This is a genomic window from Actinobacillus equuli (assembly GCF_900636745.1).
Taxonomy (GTDB): domain Bacteria; phylum Pseudomonadota; class Gammaproteobacteria; order Enterobacterales; family Pasteurellaceae; genus Actinobacillus; species Actinobacillus equuli.
Window position 1 is genome coordinate 1003648 of record NZ_LR134310.1, and the last position, 18919, is coordinate 1022566.

At 38.8% G+C, this 18919-nt stretch carries 13 protein-coding genes; 9 read left to right on the plus strand and 4 right to left on the minus strand.

Translation table 11 applies throughout. The features are described 5' to 3' along the window. Positions 1–16: 16 nt before the first annotated feature. The 8 genes from EL121_RS04645 to ptrA all read left to right on the plus strand — a co-directional run bounded on the left by EL121_RS04645 (position 17) and on the right by ptrA (position 10929). On the plus strand, positions 17–1654 hold the full coding sequence (locus tag EL121_RS04645) for an AAA family ATPase (protein ID WP_039198078.1): 1638 nt from the start codon (positions 17–19) through the stop codon (positions 1652–1654). A gap of 110 nt (positions 1655–1764) precedes the next feature. Then, the gene (fabA, locus tag EL121_RS04650; protein WP_039198081.1) at positions 1765–2295 is read left to right on the plus strand and encodes a bifunctional 3-hydroxydecanoyl-ACP dehydratase/trans-2-decenoyl-ACP isomerase; all 531 of its coding nucleotides are present in this window, start codon (positions 1765–1767) and stop codon (positions 2293–2295) included. 88 nt (positions 2296–2383) lie between these two features. Further along, positions 2384–2911, plus strand: coding sequence for a pilus assembly FimT family protein (locus EL121_RS04655; RefSeq protein WP_039198083.1), 528 nt, complete (start codon positions 2384–2386; stop codon positions 2909–2911). Continuing rightward, positions 2871–3563 (plus strand): hypothetical protein, encoded by a 693-nt coding sequence (locus EL121_RS04660; protein WP_039198085.1) that lies wholly within the window; start codon positions 2871–2873, stop codon positions 3561–3563. Before EL121_RS04655 ends, EL121_RS04660 begins: the two co-directional genes overlap by 41 nt. A gap of 2 nt (positions 3564–3565) precedes the next feature. Continuing rightward, entirely contained in the window at positions 3566–4252 is a 687-nt protein-coding gene (locus EL121_RS04665; protein WP_039198087.1) for a DUF2572 family protein, read from the plus strand. Then, on the plus strand, positions 4245–4538 hold the full coding sequence (locus EL121_RS04670; RefSeq protein ID WP_039198088.1) for a DUF5374 domain-containing protein: 294 nt from the start codon (positions 4245–4247) through the stop codon (positions 4536–4538). Before EL121_RS04665 ends, EL121_RS04670 begins: the two co-directional genes overlap by 8 nt. Positions 4539–4654: 116 nt before the next feature. Then, positions 4655–7975: an exodeoxyribonuclease V subunit gamma gene (recC, locus tag EL121_RS04675; RefSeq protein WP_039198090.1), complete on the plus strand. Its 3321-nt coding sequence runs from the start codon at positions 4655–4657 to the stop codon at positions 7973–7975. After that, a complete protein-coding gene (gene ptrA, locus EL121_RS04680; RefSeq protein WP_039198091.1) occupies positions 7972–10929 on the plus strand; it encodes a pitrilysin in 2958 nt (985 codons plus the stop codon). Before recC ends, ptrA begins: the two co-directional genes overlap by 4 nt. Before the next feature lie 92 nt (positions 10930–11021). Here ptrA and dnaJ read toward each other — a convergent pair whose 3' ends face one another. The 4 genes from dnaJ to xylA form a co-directional block, all read right to left on the minus strand. Next, the gene (gene dnaJ, locus EL121_RS04685) at positions 11022–12164 is read right to left on the minus strand and encodes a molecular chaperone DnaJ (RefSeq protein WP_039198095.1); all 1143 of its coding nucleotides are present in this window, start codon (positions 12162–12164) and stop codon (positions 11022–11024) included. A gap of 346 nt (positions 12165–12510) precedes the next feature. Continuing rightward, positions 12511–14409 carry a molecular chaperone DnaK gene (gene dnaK / locus EL121_RS04695; protein WP_039198096.1) on the minus strand — a complete coding sequence of 633 codons (1899 nt, stop codon included), beginning with the start codon at positions 14407–14409 and terminating at the stop codon, positions 12511–12513. Positions 14410–14683: 274 nt separating this feature from the next. Then, positions 14684–16129, minus strand: coding sequence for a xylulokinase (gene xylB / locus EL121_RS04700; RefSeq protein ID WP_039198099.1), 1446 nt, complete (start codon positions 16127–16129; stop codon positions 14684–14686). Between the two features lie 173 nt (positions 16130–16302). Next, positions 16303–17622: a xylose isomerase gene (gene xylA / locus EL121_RS04705; protein WP_039198100.1), complete on the minus strand. Its 1320-nt coding sequence runs from the start codon at positions 17620–17622 to the stop codon at positions 16303–16305. Between the two features lie 246 nt (positions 17623–17868). Here xylA and xylF point away from each other — a divergent pair, with 246 nt between their 5' ends. After that, positions 17869–18873 (plus strand): D-xylose ABC transporter substrate-binding protein, encoded by a 1005-nt coding sequence (gene xylF, locus EL121_RS04710; protein WP_039198102.1) that lies wholly within the window; start codon positions 17869–17871, stop codon positions 18871–18873. The last annotated feature ends 46 nt before the right edge of the window (positions 18874–18919 follow it).

Sequence of the window (18919 nt, forward strand, 5' to 3'; positions counted from 1 at the left end):
ATTATGAGGCATTTTCGTGAATTTAACCCCATTAGACTGGCAATCTCTCACCTTACATCATTCATTTCAAGAAACGAGCAATGAAGTAGGGTTCTTTGATTTCCAACCCAATGCAAAACAAGCGATTGACCAATTCAAACGTGGGCAATTTGGTTCGCTATTAGTGATAAAGACGGAAACATTCCCTGAATTTATCCGGGAAATTAAACATTATCTTGCCGAAAATCTTACATCTCCTCTGGTGACCAAAACTGAATTTAGTCGTAATCACTTATTCGGTTACAGCATTTATCTTGAAAAAGAGCATAAAGTAGAAAACGTAACGGGTGCGATTCAACAAGCAAACAACGGTATTTTGCTGCTGAATGTGAACTCATTATTATTGGATATCACGCAATGGGACAAATTAAAACAGGCGTTACTGTTCGGCTCATTTGAACAAAATGCAGTGAATAATATCCCTTATCTGCTTCCTCCTATTCAGTCAAATTTCAAACTGGTACTCATCGGTAGCCGAGAAGATATATCTCTATTGGCTGAATATGACGACAGCCTCTATCAAGTTGCACAATATACCGAAGTAGAATCCTATTTAACTCTTAATGACGAAAATATTGAGCAATGGGGTGATTATGTTCAATCAAGCGCCCAAAAATGGATTAACAAATCGTTTACTAACCAAGCGCTAAATCAGCTTTTACAAGCCTATGTGCGAGAAAGTGAAAGCCAAGAATTGGTCTCTATTTCACCGACTTTACTCAAAAAGCATTTGTTAGGCCTTGCAAATTTTTACCCAAATTCGACCGCTTTAAGCCAAGTAACGGAATATTTTGATTATTTAGAACAGCAATCCTCTGTTTTAAATAAATATACGACACAAGATATTCTTACGCACCAGTTATATATCGAGACCGAAGATGAAGAAATCGGTCAAATCAACGGTTTGTCCGTGATTGAGTTTGACGGTATCCCCCATTCATTCGGTGAGCCGTTACGTATTAGCTGTAACGTACAACACGGCGACGGTGAAATTACCGATATTGAACGTAAAGTTGAATTAGGCGGAAATATTCATTCGAAAGGTATAATTATTGCGCAATCTTGCTTAGCCAATTTATTAGAATTTCCGACACAACTCCCGTTCTCCGCATCACTCGCCTTTGAGCAATCTTATGGCGAAGTAGATGGTGATAGCTCATCGCTTGCTATTTTCTGCGTATTAATCAGTGCGCTATCCAAGCTAGCTTTACCGCAGTCAATTGCCGTTACCGGTTCTATTGACCAATTTGGTAACGTATTGAGTGTCGGCGGCGTAAATCAAAAAATCGAAGGCTTCTTTAATATCTGCCAAGCTCGCGGTTTAACAGAAAAACAAGGAGTGATTATCCCTGCAACCTGTATTTCGCATTTGAGTTTAAAAACAGAAGTGATTGAAGCCGTAAAAGCCGGACAGTTCAAAATTTGGGCGGTTGGAAATGTTTTCGAAGCTATTCAACTTTTATTAGATCGCCATTTTTATGATGAAGAGAATGCGACTAAAACAGCAAAACCTTCTGTGTTTGGGTTGATTCATCAACACATTGAGCAGGAACAAGAACGCGAAGAAAGCGGTTCGTTTTTTGCCAAAATTAGCAAATGCTTCAGTAAACACTGATCCGACAAGTTCAGCTAACAGTTGTACGCCAAATTAAAAGCCTGTACTATCGCTCACAATCCTGAGCCCTGATTGTACGGGCTTTTCTCATATTTATTGGAAGAAAAAAAATGAACAACTGTACACCAAACATTAAATCAAGCTATACCTATGAAGACTTATTAGCATCAGGTCGTGGTGAATTATTCGGCAAAGAAGGTCCTCAATTACCTGCTCCAACCATGTTAATGATGGATCGCATTAACTTAATGACCGAAAACGGGGGCTTATTTGATAAAGGTTATATCGAAGCCGAATTAGATATTCATCCGGAACTTCCATTCTTTGGCTGTCATTTTATTGGCGATCCTGTGATGCCGGGCTGCTTAGGGTTAGATGCAATGTGGCAATTAGTCGGTTTCTTCCTTGGCTGGGTTGGTGGCAAAGGCAAAGGTCGTGCGCTAGGTGTGGGTGAAGTTAAATTTACCGGGCAAATCCTTCCGACTGCCAAAAAAGTTATTTATCGCATTAATATGAAGCGTGTTATCAATCGTAAATTGGTAATGGGCTTAGCTGACGGAGAAGTAGAAGTTGACGGTCGCGTTATCTATACAGCAACCGATTTAAAAGTAGGACTGTTCCAAGACACTTCAGCTTTCTAATTTTGCGATCTTGATCGAAGAAATAGATAAACTTCATTTCATTCTCTAACCGAATTAAATAGTATTCCTTGCAAGAGGAATACTATTTATGTTTAAAGCATTCACACTCATCGAAATTCTTATTACCTTTACTATTCTGGTAATTTCAATTTATTTTATTTCTCCGATTACATTTCATATAAATGATCTCATTGCATTAAACAGCGAAATAGAATCCCTCCAATCATTTCTGTATCAATTACAAACAAAATCTCGTTACGAAAAGTCAAATTATACACTTACTATTTCACAAAATAATCAAGAGAAAAGTTGGTGTGTGATTGCAATTAAAAAGTCAAATAATAATAAAAAACAAATTATTTGTAATTGTTTAAATGTAAAGCAATGCAATATAGCTGATGAATATCAGCTTCATTTTAATCATCATAAAGGTACGGTAATAAAAAATAAAAGTTTATATCCTGAGTCTTTTATTAATATTGATGGAATCGCCGGTAGACTAGAATCAAAATGCATTCATTTATCACTGAATAAAGCCGATGAAATTTTGCAATTAGATCAATGGGGAAGAATTTATGTCATACCAAAACATAAACGCAGTCATTGTAAAACATAAACTATCGGCACTTAGCCTCATTGAGCTACTATTATCACTCACATTAGCCGTATTTATCTTACTATTAGCCGCTAAATCTTATGCACAATTTACTCAAAATAATTCAAAGCAAAAAGAACTTTTATTTTTACAAAAAGAAACCCATCAACTTATCCATTATTTTCAGCAGCATATTCAGCATTTAGGCTTTCAAGGAGTTTATAGAGAAAATAGTAACTTTTATTTATTTGAACACAAAAACAAACGATACGTATTAGATAATGAAAGTTGCTTAATATTTTTCTATGATTTAAATAATGACGGATGCCTTGGCAAAAGAAAAACAAAAAATTCCGTATGTATAAATAACAAGACAAATAATACACATGATTTAGCAAAAGAAATTTTCGGCTTTAAATTTGAAAATCAAGAAATCTATCTTTACGATAAAAATAAACTGGCTGATTGTCGAGATAACGAATGTGCAAAACTCCTAAATAGCTGTCCGGAAAAGTGGAAAAAGCTCACTTTTATTGATGATTTTAAAGTTGAGAAGCTTTCATTCTCATGGAAAAAGCCTGAAAAACTGATGCAAGTTACTTTAAAACTCGCATCAGTGAAATATAAAAACATTGAATACAGTACAACAAGTTATATTTATATCCTAAATTAAAGATGGAAAAACATACGTTAAACAGTAGCATATTAATTGTTTCATTAATCACCATATCGGTTGTGATTAGTATTATTCTATTAACCAAAGAAAAATTTATTCAATCTGAAATAAAAACGCAGAGTTATCAATATAATTATTTATCAGAAAGACTCTCTATTTTAGAAAAACTCAATAAACAACATCTCAATTGCAAACAAATAAAAGACACGCCGCCTATTAATACTCTTAATACTCAAGTAGCAGAAGTAAAAGTTGCGACAAAGAAACAAAAGTATTCTTTTTATTGTATTAAAAAAAGCTTATTTATTGGCAAGCGACCGACTAAAGAAAAATATATTCACTTCTCTCGGTTAGCTGATGTTTTAAATCTTGCTAATACTGAAATCAGTGAAATAACACATTTAAACGAACTACCGGTAACTTCAGAACAAGATCCTAAGATTATTTTAGTGAAAGGTGATATTAATGAAACGCTTAATCAAGATTTCTATGGCATTATTATTACTTCTCACCATTTTGATATTAAAGGTACTGCTAAAATTTATGGCATTTTATATTCATCGTATGACAACAACAGAGAAGAACGAAATATTACTTTTAAAAAGAGTGTCATATTAAATTTAGAGAATAAATATGCTTATTGGGAAGAACTTCCCTCTTCAAGGAATATGCTAAATAATGAATAAATTACTTAAATCTGAATCATTTATTTCCATATTAATTGGCATACTATTATTTTCTATTATATTTATTGTGGTTTCACGTTGGGGAAGTCATCAAACAGAAAAAACAAATTATATTTATCAACAACAGCAAGCCCTACAAATTATTGAAAATCAACTCGCATTAAAATACGCAGAGCAAAGTTGCGAACAATATATTCAGCAAAATCATTTGAAATTTAAAATTGAATGCCAAGCAAATAAAATTAGTGTGAGTTTCCCATTAGGCAAAGTAGAAATTACTCCATAGCGTTTGCAAAAAAACCGTAAAATCCGACCGCTTGTTTATCCGTAAGGTATCGGCAAAAGTAATTGAATCTCTAAGCTAATTAGTAGAAAATCATCGCCTTATATGAGGTATCAATTATGTTCACGGTTTACCATTCACAAAAGCTATCGTCATTAGCAGAAATGCTGATTCATCTACAAAAAGCCAACCCGAATCCCAATCCGTTCAGCACCGAAACCATACTTGTACAAAGTGTCGGTATGGCACAATGGTTACAAATGCAAATCGCCGATTCCATTGGTGTGGCGGGGAACTATGACTTTTTATTTCCCACCAGCTTTTTATGGCAACAATACCGTGTGCTATTCCCTTCGTTACCGAAAGAAAATATTTTTGAGCGTTCTTCAGTGACATGGCGATTAATGCGCCTGATTCCTACCCATTTAGATACGGCAGAATTCAACGCACTAAAATCATATCTACAGCAAGACCTACGCCAATATCAACTTAAACTCTATCAGCTTTCGACTAAAATTGCGGATTTATTCGACCAATATTTAGTTTATCGACCTCATTGGTTAGTACATTGGGAAAACAACCAACTTGAAGCGGTACTTGCTGAAATCATGCATTCCAATGCATTTAAAGTTAAAAATGAACAAGAAATCCTAGCTAACCTACAATGGCAAGCTATCTTATGGAACGCGTTAATTGACGATATTAAATTAGATAGTGATGAAAGCCTATTCATCACTTCGCACCGAGCTTATTTACAAGACCAGTATTTCCAAAAATTAGATAATTTAACTACTCAAGAGAAAGAACAACTTCCGCAGAGAATCTTTATTTTCGGCATTTCTTCTCTCCCTGCGACTCAATTAGCAGTGTTAAAAAAACTGAGTGAACACTGTGATATTCACTTATTTTTCTTAAACCCAAGCCAAGAATATTGGGGCGATAGTGTTGAAGATAGCGCACTAGAGAAATTAGCTTTGAAGCAGCAATTATCGGAAGCTGATTTAACCGATTTACTGGAAAAGCAAGGTAATCAATTACTTACCATGTGGGGAAAACAGGGGCGAGAATTTTTAGCGCAACTAGTAGAGCAAGAGTTCGACTATAGCCTAGATGTATTCGATCCGTATATCGGCGAAACCAATCTCATCAAGCTCAAAAATGCCATTTTAGCGTTTAATAATGCACAAACTTTTGAATTAGACGAACAAGACCAATCATTACAATTTCATTCGTGCCATAGCGTAATGCGTGAAGTAGAGGTATTACATAATTATCTTTTAAAATTATTCGAGCAGAATCCGACATTAACACCCAAAGATATTATTGTAATGTCTGCGGATATTGATAAATATGCACCTTACATTAATGCGGTATTTTCTCGCTTTGATCATAAAGATCCGAGAAGAATTCCTTTTACACTTTCAGATCAAAAAGCGACTGCGGTAGATCCGATTATTAGTAGTTTTTTAAGTTTACTTAATTTAAAAGAAAGTAACTTTAACGCAGAGGCACTCTTAGATTTATTAGATGTAAATGCGATCCGAAGCCGTTTTCGCATCCAATCTGATGATATTTATACCCTACGTCATTGGATAAAAGAAGTGGGTATCCGCGCAGGCTTAACCACAGAACAACAGCAATGGCAAAACTACAATTCATGGCAAAACGGTTTAACTCGTTTGTTACTCGGTACAAGCCTCAAAGAAGAAAATGGTATTTGGCAAGAAGCTATTGGATTTAACGAAAGTTATGGTTTAGCTTCCGAGCTTGTCGGTTACTTATGCCATTATTTAGAAAAACTTAGTACATGGCAGCAATTTATCCAAACATCACACAGCATTGGTGTTTGGCAACAAAAGCTAACCGAATTAATCAGCGATTTTTATCAAGATGATGGCGAGCATTTCGATTCACTTTCTCTGCTACAAACGACGTTGCAGGCTGTATTGGAAAAAATTGAACACGTACGCTTTGAGGACGAAATTTCTATTGAAATTCTCGCCTTATTACTTCAAGAGAGTTTCAATACACAACAAAATAGTCTGCAATTTTTAGCAGGAAAAGTGAATTTCTGTACGTTATTACCAATGCGAGCTATTCCATTTAAAGTGGTTTGTTTGCTCGGTATGAATGAAGCTGATTTTCCTCGACAACATTCGATAAATAGCTTCGATTTAATGCAATACGCACCGAAAAAAGGGGATCGCGCACGCAGAGACGATGATCGCTACCTATTTTTAGAGGCTTTACTTTCAGCTCAGGAAATTTTTTACGTGAGCTATGTCGGACAATCGGTAACGGATAATAAAGCACGTTTACCTTCCGTTTTAGTATCGCAATTATTAGATTATATCGGAGAACATTTATCCGAATCGGCTCAACAAATTTTAGCTGAAAAAGATGCTGTCAATTTTATCGTGAAACGCCATCCTATGACGGTCTTTAGCCCAAGCAACTTTAGTTACCCTCATATTTCTTATGATAAAGAGTGGCTTAAACTATTTGAACAGAATGCAGTTCAATCGAATTTCTTAAACGGGCAGCTTACAGCGGATAGCCCAACGGAACTTAATTTAAATGAATTAATTAGTTATATCACAAACCCAATTAAATATTTCTTTAACCGCCAATTGGGTATTTATTTTAATTACGATGAAGAAAGTATTGAAGAATCGGAAAAGTTTACTTTGAATGCATTGGATAATTACCAGTTAAGAACCAAACTATTAACGATTGATGAGGAACAAAGTCAGAGTTTATTCTACCAAGAACAGTTAAAAGGCAATTTACCTTCATCTAATTTTGCTAAGTTGTCCGAAACCGAACTGGAAAACTCAATAAAAACCATGAGAAATGAAATATCGCCATACTTAAAGCAGAGTGATATTTTAACTATTGAGCAATATTTCCCAATTGGTTCAAATAAAATAAAACTCTATGGAAATATCCAACAATTATTTGACGATGAAATCGTCTTCTGGAAAGTAAGTTCATTAAAAGATAAAGATATTATCCGCTTTTGGATTTATTATTTAGTAACACAAGTACAAAATAATTCCATTCGTTTGAAATATATTGTGCGTAATGGCGAAGATACTCAAATCTTCCAATTTAATCCGATCACTCAGCAGCAAGCGCAGGAGCAATTAACTATTTATATAGAAGATTATCTCAATAGCTTTCAAGCGCTACGCTGGGGGATTTCTGCCGGTTTAGACGATTATTTTGCCAAAATAGAAGATGTTGAAAATATTGAAGAATATTGCTCTCAGAAAATTTTTAAATTATTAGAAGACAATTCGTTTGAAGCCAGTTACCTACAACGAGTTTTAGTACAAAGTTCCGAATTGGATTACAGTGTTATTCATCATACAACGAAACAATGGTTTGCTTTAATGCAAGACAGTAAGCCGCATAACAATAAAAAGGAGAATTCATGAAGAAAACCTTAATAAGCCGTATGATTCGTCATGCGCTTTACTCTGCGATTGCGCTCAGTGTCAGCGTCACAACCACATTTGCAAATATTCCGCAAAATCCGACCGCTAGCACATCCCTATCGGCTGCACAAACGCAAGGTTTTGAATTTATCAATCAGCAGATCAATAAAAGCCCGAATGACAATGCAATTTATCAGGCTATTCGTTTAAAAAACGATATGACCGTACTCCTGATTTCAGATAGCAAAGCAAACAAGTCGTTAATGTCATTAGCGCTACCAATCGGTTCTATGGAAGATCCCATTCAGCAACAAGGTTTGGCTCATTACTTGGAACACATGATCTTAATGGGTTCTAAACAGTTCCCAGAGACTAGCAGTCTAGATCGCTTTTTAACGGAAAATGGCGGCTATAACAATGCCTCTACCACAGCTGATCGCACAGCTTATTATTTAGAAGTGAATAATAATGCGTTTGATGGAGCGGTCACACGTCTAGCGGATGCTTTTGCACAACCTCTCCTGTCAGAAAATAATGCGAAACGAGAAGTGAATGCCGTAAATGCCGAAATGGTTCGTGCTAAATCCAGTGACGGTTATTTATTGAACAGTGTTAATTTAGCAACCGCTAATCCTGCACACCCTATTACCAAATTTGCGGTTGGCAATAAGGAAACACTTTCGGATAAACCGAACAGCAAATTACAAATGGAGTTAGAGCAATTTTACCAACGCTACTATTCGGCAAATTTAGTCAAAGCAGTTTTATATTCGAATCAATCTATTGAGCAACTTGCTGCATTAGCTGATCGTACATTAGGTAAAGTGCCAAATAAAAATATTGCTGCTCCGAGTGTAGATGTGCCGTTTTTCCGAGCGGAAGATAAAGGAGTCGTTATTCATTACAAACCGGTACAACCGACCAAAATGCTGGCAGTTTCATTTGATGTACCGAATGATGAAGCACAATTTGCCCATAAAACCGGCGATTATTTAGCTTATATTCTTAACAATAATACCGACGGCACTTTATCTGACTACTTAATCAAACAAGGGTTATCAGATAGTGGTATTGCTGCACAAGCAACACCAAATGTCAGCCGTAATCGTGGTAATTTCACCATTTATGTTGCTTTAACCGACAAGGGTTTGACCGAAAAAGATAAGATCATTTCCTTGATTTTCCAGCAAATCGAACAAGTGAAACAAACCGGTATTCAAGAAAGTTACTTCAATGAAGTTCGGGAAAGCTTAAAGCAGGATTTTCAACATTTACAGGTGGAAAAAAGTGGTACTTACATCGAATCATTAGCTGAGCAAATGCTACATTATCCATTAGAACATATTTTAGATGCGGACTTTATGGTTGATACGATGGATAAACAAGCAATCAAAGCCAAACTGGCTGAGATGACATTAGACAACGCTCGTATTTTACTGGTTGATGAAAAAGCGCATACCGATAAAAAATCACCTTACTTTGAGGCCAATTATTCGATTGCAAAAATCAGTGACGAACAACGGAAAAAATGGTTGGATTTCAGCCATAATCCGGCTTTAAAGCTACCCGAACTGAATCCTTATTTCGCAACTGATTTTTCTCTGATTCAACCAATCAGCGATCGAACAGTACCCAAGGCATTAATCAGTACGGCAGGCAAAGCAATTTATGCAATGCCGAGCAAATACTTTGCCAATGATCCGAAAGCGATTGTATCAATGAGTTTCTCGATCATGCCGAAAACAGATGATTTAAAAGAAGCGGTGAGCGCCACGCTGTTAGGTTATATGAATAGCCTTGCTCAAACGAAATTAGCGTTCCAAACGGCGGTTGCCGGTATGCAAGCAGCGATTACCACTTATCCGAATGGGCTTTCGGTTGAAGCGGCCGGCTACACACAGCATTTAGCGAAATTAATCCAAGACTCGCTGAATCAATTCAAAACTTTTGAATTAACGGAAGACTTCTTAGCACAAGCCAAACAACGTGCATTCGAAGCACTAGACGGTCAACGCAAAGAAAGTAGCTTAACACAAGCAAACCAGGCTATTGCCAACTTTGCCAGCTACCCTTATTTTGAAGAAGATAAACAACGCAAAGCACTAACCGACACTACTTTGGCAGATGTAAAAGCGATGCGAGATAGATTGTTAACAAAATCAACCGGATTAGGCGTACTGTCAGTGGGCAACCTCAACGATAAACAGGTTGAAGATTTAGTCAGTGACATAAAAGGCATTGTTAAAAGTAGTGAGGTGGAGCGAGGTAAAGCACGTTATTTAGATCTGAATGACAGCAACCGCAAACTCAACTATGTACAAACCGTACCGCATGAGGACAATGCACTAAGCATCACTTATCTTGCAAAAGGCTATGGCGAATTAGAAGGTTCGGCTCGAGCTAATTTATTGCGTGATATTATCGGGCGCTGGTATTTCGATGATTTACGTACCCAAAAACAATTAGGCTACGTGGTCTATGCAACCAATACTAAACTTGGTAAAACTGCCGGTATGCGCTTTATGGTGCAAAGCCCGAATACAACACCGGCGGGCATTATGCAACATAACCAACGCTTTTTTGCAGAAAGTTTAACAAAATTGACCGCTTTATCGGAGCAGGAATTTGTGAAATATCGTGAGAGTTTAATCGAGAAATTACAACGTAAACCGGAATCGTTAAACCAAGAGTTTTCTCAATTCACGTTTGACTTTAATCGCCGTAATGATCAATTTAACCAACGTGCGAAAATGATCGAAGCGGTGAAACAACTTACCCAGCAAGATATTGTGGATTTTTATAAACACACTGTGATTGAGCAGCAAGGCTTTTCATTTATCAGCCAAGCGTTAGGGACGAAAGCGAAAGCTGAAGATGCGGTGAAACTGGCAGGCTATGAAAAAGTGGAAAGTATTGAACATATCCAAAAACAATTCCCAGTTAAATACTATTAAATCGTCCTCTACAAGCGGTTAAAAAAGCCCTAAATTTTACCACTGTAGATAAAACAAAAGGCTTAGCAAATTCGCTAAGCCTTTTTTAATATTTAGTTTTTACCTAAGTTCGAGAAGAAGTTTTTCACACTATCTAAAAAACCTTCTTGCTGCGGACGATGCTGACTTTTACCTTCTAAACTTTCTTCCAGTTTACGTAATAAGTCTTTTTGCTCGTCATTTAACGCAACAGGTGTTTCCACCACTACTTTGCAAATTAAATCACCTGCATAACCGCCACGAGGGCTTGTCACGCCCTTACCTCTCACTCGGAATAATTTGCCGGTTTGGGTTTCTGCCGGAATTTTCAGTTTTAATTTACCGTCAAGTGTCGGTACTTCAATCTCACCGCCTAATGCCGCCATCGTAAAGCTGATTGGCACTTCGCAGTAAAGATTTGAACCGTCACGCTCAAAAATATCGTGTTCACGAACGTGAATCACTACGTATAAATCACCTGCCGGCGCACCGTTCTCACCTGCCGCACCTTCGCCAGATAAGCGAAGCTGGTTACCGGTGTCCACACCAGCCGGAATGGTTACCGATAAGTTTTTCGCTTTCTGAACACGTCCGTCACCGTGGCAAGATTTGCAAGGTTTTTCAATTTTCTTACCGCTTCCATGACAGCTCGGACAAACCGCTTCCGTCACAAAGAAACCTTGCTGACGGCGGATTCTGCCCGAACCGTGACAGTGCGAACAGGTTTCCACTTTCGAACCTTTTTCCGCACCCGAGCCGTGGCAGGTATCACATTCAGCAAGCGTTGAGATACGAATATCTTTTTTACAGCCTTTAACCGCTTCTTCCAACGAGATTTCAATGTCGTAACGTAAATCATCGCCACGTACGACACGATTACGACGTCCACCGCCGCCAAAACCGCCACCGAACATTTCGCTAAAGATGTCTTCAAAGCCACCGAAACCGCCTCCGCCGAAGCCACCGCCAAATCCTCCAGCACCACCGCCTTGTTCAAAAGCAGCGTGACCGTATTGATCGTATGCGGCACGTTTTTCAGCATCGCCTAACACTTCATAGGCTTCGTTGATTTCTTTAAATTTTTCTTCTGCTTCTTTACTGCCTTGATTTTTATCCGGGTGGTGTTTTGATGCTAAACGTTTATAAGCACGTTTAATATCGTTCTCACTCGCCCCTTTCTGTAAGCCAAGGACTTCGTAGTAATCTTTTTTTGCCATAGTGTTTCGTTTGTAAAATTTTACGGAAATTTGACCGCTTGTAACTAGCTGATTGGATAGCGCTCGTCACAGACGGGCGTTATCGGATAGATAAAATCACCACCCTCGCCCCTTGTGGGAGAGGGAAAGATTTTCTTCGTTTAGAAGAAAATCAGGGAGAGGGGGAAGCGGATGTATTTTGTAAAAAATTTGCGAAATATAACCGCCTGTTTCCCCTCTCTCTGCAAGAAATTGTCTTTCACAATTTCTTGCTGTCTCTCTCCCTCAGGGGGAGAGAGTGAGTTGTTATATACACCAAAAGGGCGTGTCGCCACGCCCTTTGATTTTACGATTTGAGCGTAAAAGATTATTTATTATCTTTCACTTCTTCAAACTCAGCATCCACTACGCCGTCATCTTTTGCAGATTGTTGCGGTTGTTCACCTGCTTGCGCTTTAGCTTGAGCCGCTTGCATTAAAGGTTCAGATGCTTTAATTAACGCTTCAGTTTTTGCATCGATTTCCGCTTTATCATCGCCTTTCGCTGCTTTTTCTAAGTCAGCGATAGCCGCTTCGATTTTCGCTTTATCGTCTGCATTTAACGCCGAACCCGCTTCTTCGATTTGTTTGCGAGTTGCGTGTGCGATACCGTCTGCTTGGTTACGTGCTTGAACTAACTCTTCGAATTTTTTATCCGCTTCTGCGTTTGCTTCCGCATCACGAACCATTTGTTCGATTTCTTCGTCAGATAAACCTGAAGACGCTTGGATACGAATTTGTTGTTCTTTACCTGTGTTTTTATCTTTCGCAGATACGTTAATTACACCGTTCGCATCGATATCGAAAGTAACTTCGATTTGCGGCATACCACGTGGTGCCGGGTTAATACCTTCAAGGTTGAATTGACCTAAAGATTTATTCGCAGACGCTTGTTTACGTTCACCTTGTAATACGTGGATGGTTACCGCTGATTGGTTATCTTCCGCAGTTGAGAACACTTGTGATTTCTTAGTCGGAATCGTTGTGTTTTTCTCAATTAACACAGTCATCACGCCACCCATGGTTTCGATACCTAAAGATAATGGCGTAACGTCTAATAAAAGAACGTCTTTTACATCACCTTTTAATACACCGCCTTGAACCGCAGCACCGATTGCTACCGCTTCATCTGGGTTCACGTCTTTACGTGCTTCTTTACCGAAGAATTCAGCCACTTTTTGTTGTACTAACGGCATACGTGTTTGACCACCAACGAGGATAATGTCGTTGATTTCATTCACTGATTTACCTGCGTCTTTTAATACGGTTTTAAGTGACTCAATTGAGCTTGCGACTAAATCTTCTACTAACGCTTCTAATTTCGCACGGGTTACGTTGATCGCTAAGTGTTTAGGACCTGTTGCATCTGCTGTGATATACGGAAGATTTACTTCAGTAGATTGTGCTGAAGAAAGTTCGATTTTCGCTTTTTCCGCTGCTTCTTTCACACGTTGTAATGCCATTGGGTCGTTGCGTAAATCAACGCCTTGTTCTTTTTTGAACTCGTCAATGATGTAGTCAATTACACGGTTATCGAAGTCTTCACCACCTAAGTGAGTGTTACCGCCGGTTGCTAATACTTCGAATGTTTGTTCGCCGTCGAAGTTATCGATTTCGATGATTGAGATATCGAATGTACCACCACCTAAGTCGTAAACTGCGATCACTTGGTTTTCTTTAGTTGAACCTAAACCGAACGCTAACGCTGCCGCTGTCGGTTCGTTGATGATACGTTTAACATCTAAACCTGCGATACGACCTGCATCGATTGTCGCTTGACGTTGCGCATCGTTAAAGTATGCCGGTACAGTGATAACCGCTTCAGTTACCGCTTCACCAAGGAAATCTTCCGCTGTTTTTTTCATTTTTTTCAACACTTCTGCTGAAATTTGCGGTGGTGCTAATTTGTCGCCTTTTACGTTTACCCACGCATCGCCGTTGTCAGCACGTGTGATTTCGAAAGGCATAATTTTAATATCACGTTGTACTTCTTCGCTTTCAAAACGACGACCGATTAAACGTTTGATTGCAAATAATGTATTTTTCGGGTTTGTAATCGCCTGACGTTTTGCCGGTTGACCAACTAAAGTTTCGTTATCTGTATAAGCAATGATTGACGGAGTTGTACGTGCGCCTTCCGCATTCTCGATTACACGTGCTTTGTCACCGTCCATTACCGCTACACAAGAGTTTGTTGTACCTAAGTCAATACCAATGATTTTACCCATTTTAAAATTCCTCTGAATATAAATTTGTTTGATTACGTTTTCGTAACGTTACCCACAAGATGGTGTTCTTTCACAACTTTTCAAGGCTAAATTTGAAATTTTCTTGCAAGTATTTTTGAAAAAAGAAACGGGACGTTCAACGTTCCCGTTCAGACGAAACAATAAATAGGGATGAAAATGAAATGATCAAGGGCGTAAAATAAATTTTTGTAAGATTTTTGAATAAAATGGACAAAAAAGCCCGTCCATATTGAACGGGCTGGATTTCCGAGCATTAAAGACCTTTTAATCTTTGATAAATTTCAGCAAATTTTGACCGCTTGTCTTGGTATTCGGCAAACTTACTGCAATTCGGCTGGTAAACCGCTTCAAGCGGTAACGGCTGACAGAAATTAGCAATATCTTCATTCGGATTTAAGGCAATCTGTGCTAGTTTCGCTGCCCCTAAAGCCGGGCCGACATCACCACCAGTACGATATTCAAAGGTTCTTCCGGTAATATCCGCCAATAATTGTCGCCAATAAGCACTTTTCGCTCCACCACCGATCAGAGCGATATTATCCGCCTTCACACCGGTTTCGTGTAACACATCAATACCGTCCGCTAATGCAAAACTGACCCCTTCCACCGCAGCTCTTGCCATGGTAATCGGGTTATCGTTATGAGTTAAGCCCCAAAACACGCCTTTGGCATAAGGGTCGTTATGCGGCGTACGTTCGCCGGATAAATAAGGTAGGAAAATCGCATCGCTCGCTTGGCTGCAGTTTTCGACTTGTTGGAATAGCGTTTTAATATCACTAATACCGGTAACTTTTTGGGCAAAATCGACCGCTGATGCGGCACTGAGCATGACCGACATCAAATGCCAGCGATCCGGTAACGCGTGGCAGAAACTGTGTACCGCTTTTTGCGGATTGGCACTAAATTTATCGGTTACGACAAAATACACCCCTGACGTACCGAGCGATAACATCGCTTGTCCGGCTTGGTAAAGCCCGATACCGATTGCACCGGCGGCATTATCGCCACCCCCGGCAATTACCGGAACGGTATTTAACTTCCAGTTTTTTGCCAATTCAGGGCGTAAATAACCGGTAATTTGGTTGCCTTCAAACAGTTTAGGCATATTATTAACATCAAGTCCGCAAGCATTTAATAACGCCTGATTCCACTCTCTTTTACCGACATCCAGCCACATTGTGCCGGAGGCATCCGACATATCGGAAGCATATTCACCGGTCATACGTAAACGTAAATAATCTTTCGGCAGTAAGACTTTATCCACTTGTTCGGCGATTTGTGGCTGATGTTTATCTACCCATTTTAATTTCGGTGCGGTAAAGCCCGGCATCATCAGATTACCGGTAATTTCACGGCTATTCGGCACTAATGATTCCAATTCGGCACATTCCACAAAGCTACGCCCGTCATTCCACAAAATTGCCGGACTCAATACTTGATCATGTTTATCCAATAAAGTCGCACCGTGCATTTGGCCGGTTAAGCCGATCGCTTTCACAGCAGTTAAATCTTGCTGTTGTGCCAAAGCGAGCATAGCTAAATTGGTTGCGTGCCACCAGTCTTCCGGATTTTGTTCCGACCAAAGCGGATGAGGACGAGAAATAGGTAAAGATTGATGGGTGGTTGCGATGATTTCTTGAGATTCATTGAGTAAAACGACTTTAACGCCTGATGTGCCTAAATCAATTCCGATATACATAAAGCCTCCTGATACCTTCTTACTCTCTCCCGCTTGCGGGAGAGAGACAGTCGAAGGATTCGTTCAGAATCTGCAGACAGAGAGAGGGAAAAGATGTTAATTTCCCCTCTCCCTCCAAAAATCCTACAGATTTTCTCCTCCCTCTCCCGTAAAGGGAGAGGGTAAGCTCTGAATTAACGATAAATATAATTATTCACTAAATTTTCTAAGTATTCTTGCTGACCTGAAACCGGTTTCGGATCAAGTGCTTTGCTTTCAACGATTTTCGCTAAATCTTCAAGGCTTGCTTTACCGGCAAGAATTTGCTGACCTAAATCACCGTTCCAGCCTGCGTAACGTTGATCAACGATACCTTGTAAGGTTTGGTCTTCAATCATTTTCGCCGCACGTTTTAATGAAAGCGCAAGTACGTCAATCGCACCGATATGACCGTGGAATAAATCATACGGATCTGTACTTTGACGGCGGATTTTCGCATCAAAGTTGAAGCCACCTGTAGTAAAGCCACCTGCTTTTAAGATTTCATACATCACAAGCGTATTTTCTTCCACGCTATTCGGGAATTGGTCGGTATCCCAACCTAATTGCGGATCACCACGGTTAGCATCAATCGAACCGAAGATATCTAATGCTGCCGCAGTTGCAATTTCGTGTTGGAAAGTATGACCGGCTAAAGTTGCGTGGTTTGCTTCAATATTTACTTTGATTTCTTTTTCTAAACCGAATTGTTTTAAGAAGCCGTAAACGGTTGCTACGTCATAGTCATATTGGTGTTTAGTCGGTTCTTGCGGTTTCGGCTCAATTAATAATGTACCGTTAAAGCCGATTTTATGTTTATGTTCCACTACCATTTGCATAAAGCGACCGATTTGTTCACGTTCACGTTTTAAATCGGTATTTAATAAAGTTTCATAACCTTCACGACCGCCCCATAACACATAGTTCTCACCGCCTAAGCGTTTAGTTGCATTCATCGCATTGAATACTTGCGATGCCGCCCAAGAGAACACTTCCGGATTCGGATTGGTTGATGCGCCAGACATATAACGAGGGTTAGTAAAGCAGTTTGCCGTACCCCATAATAATTTCACACCGGTTTCCGCTTGCTTTTTCTCAAGAATGTCTACGATAGTATGGAAATTATGTACGTATTCTTTATATGAATTGCCTTCCGGTGCAATATCTACATCGTGGAAGCAGTAGTAAGGAATCCCTAATTTTTGGAAGAATTCAAAGGCGATTTCCGCTTTTTGTTTTGCACCTTCGAGTAAATCGCCCGTTTTTTGCCAACTACGATCTAAAGAGCCTACGCCGAACATATCATTCCCCGTCCAACAGAAAGTATGCCAATAACACACTGCTAAACGTAAATGTTCCGCCATCGTTTTGCCTAAAATCACTTCGTTCGGATTGTAATGTTTAAAAGCAAAAGGATTGGTTGAGTTAGCACCTTCATATTTTACTTTTTCAATTTTATCGAAATAGTTAGACATAATTAATTCTCCTATGAATCAATGGATTTTGAAAACGAGAGCATAATGATGAAAATTAAAAAGCGGTTCAATTACGTTATTTTGTTTTGCTATTTTGATAATTGGTTATTGTGGCGGCGATCACAAAAGCGAAAAAACGTAATGACATTATGAAATCTGATAATTGCACCTTATTTGAAATCTAAGCAAACTGCGCACGAAGCAATACCGCTTATTTTTTATGCTTAAACCAATCAGAGGTGTTCTATGAAACTTAAATCTAAGTTATTAGCAGTAGCCGCAGCAACCTTATTAGCTTTAGGTCAAACCGCCATTGCCAAAGATCTAAAAATTGGTATGTCTATTGACGATCTTCGTTTAGAGCGTTGGCAAAAAGACCGAGATATCTTTGTAAAAAAAGCGGAATCATTGGGTGCAAAAGTGTTTGTGCAATCCGCAAATGGTGATGCAACCGCACAAATTTCTCAAATTGAGAATATGTTAAATAAAGATATTGATGTATTAGTGATTATTCCGTTTAACGGTGAAGTGCTTTCTAACGTTATTTCCGAAGCAAAAAAAGAAGGCGTAAAAGTATTAGCTTACGACCGCTTAATTAATAATGCGGATATTGATTTCTATGTATCCTTCGATAATGAAAAAGTAGGCGAATTACAAGCACAAAGTATTATTGAGAAAAAACCGGAAGGTAATTATTTCTTAATGGGTGGTTCTCCGGTAGATAACAATGCGAAATTGTTCCGTAAAGGTCAAATGAAAGTTCTACAACCGCATATTGATAGTGGCAAAATCAAAGTAGTGGGAGACCAATGGGTAGATTCATGGCTTGCGGAAAAAGCCTTACAAATTATGGAAAATGCTTTAACTGCTAACAAAAACAACATTGATGCAGTGGTTGCTTCCAATGATGCAACGGCAGGTGGTGCAATCCAAGCACTTAGCGCGCAAGGTCTGGCTGGTAAAGTAGCGATTTCCGGTCAAGATGCAGACATCGCAGGGATCAAGCGTATTATTGACGGTTCACAAACAATGACCGTATATAAACCGATTACAAACCTTGCTGATAAAGCCGCAGAACTTTCCGTTGCTTTAGGTAAAGACGAGAAGGTGGAATCAAATTCAACCCTAAATAATGGCGTAAAAGATGTACCGGCTTACTTATTAGAACCTGTTGTGGTAACCAAGGAGAATATTGATACCACTGTGATTAAAGATGGCTTCCACACTAAAGAAGCAGTATATGGTAAATAATTAGCTCTAAAATCCTGTGCGGTAGTCATACCGCACATTTTTTAAC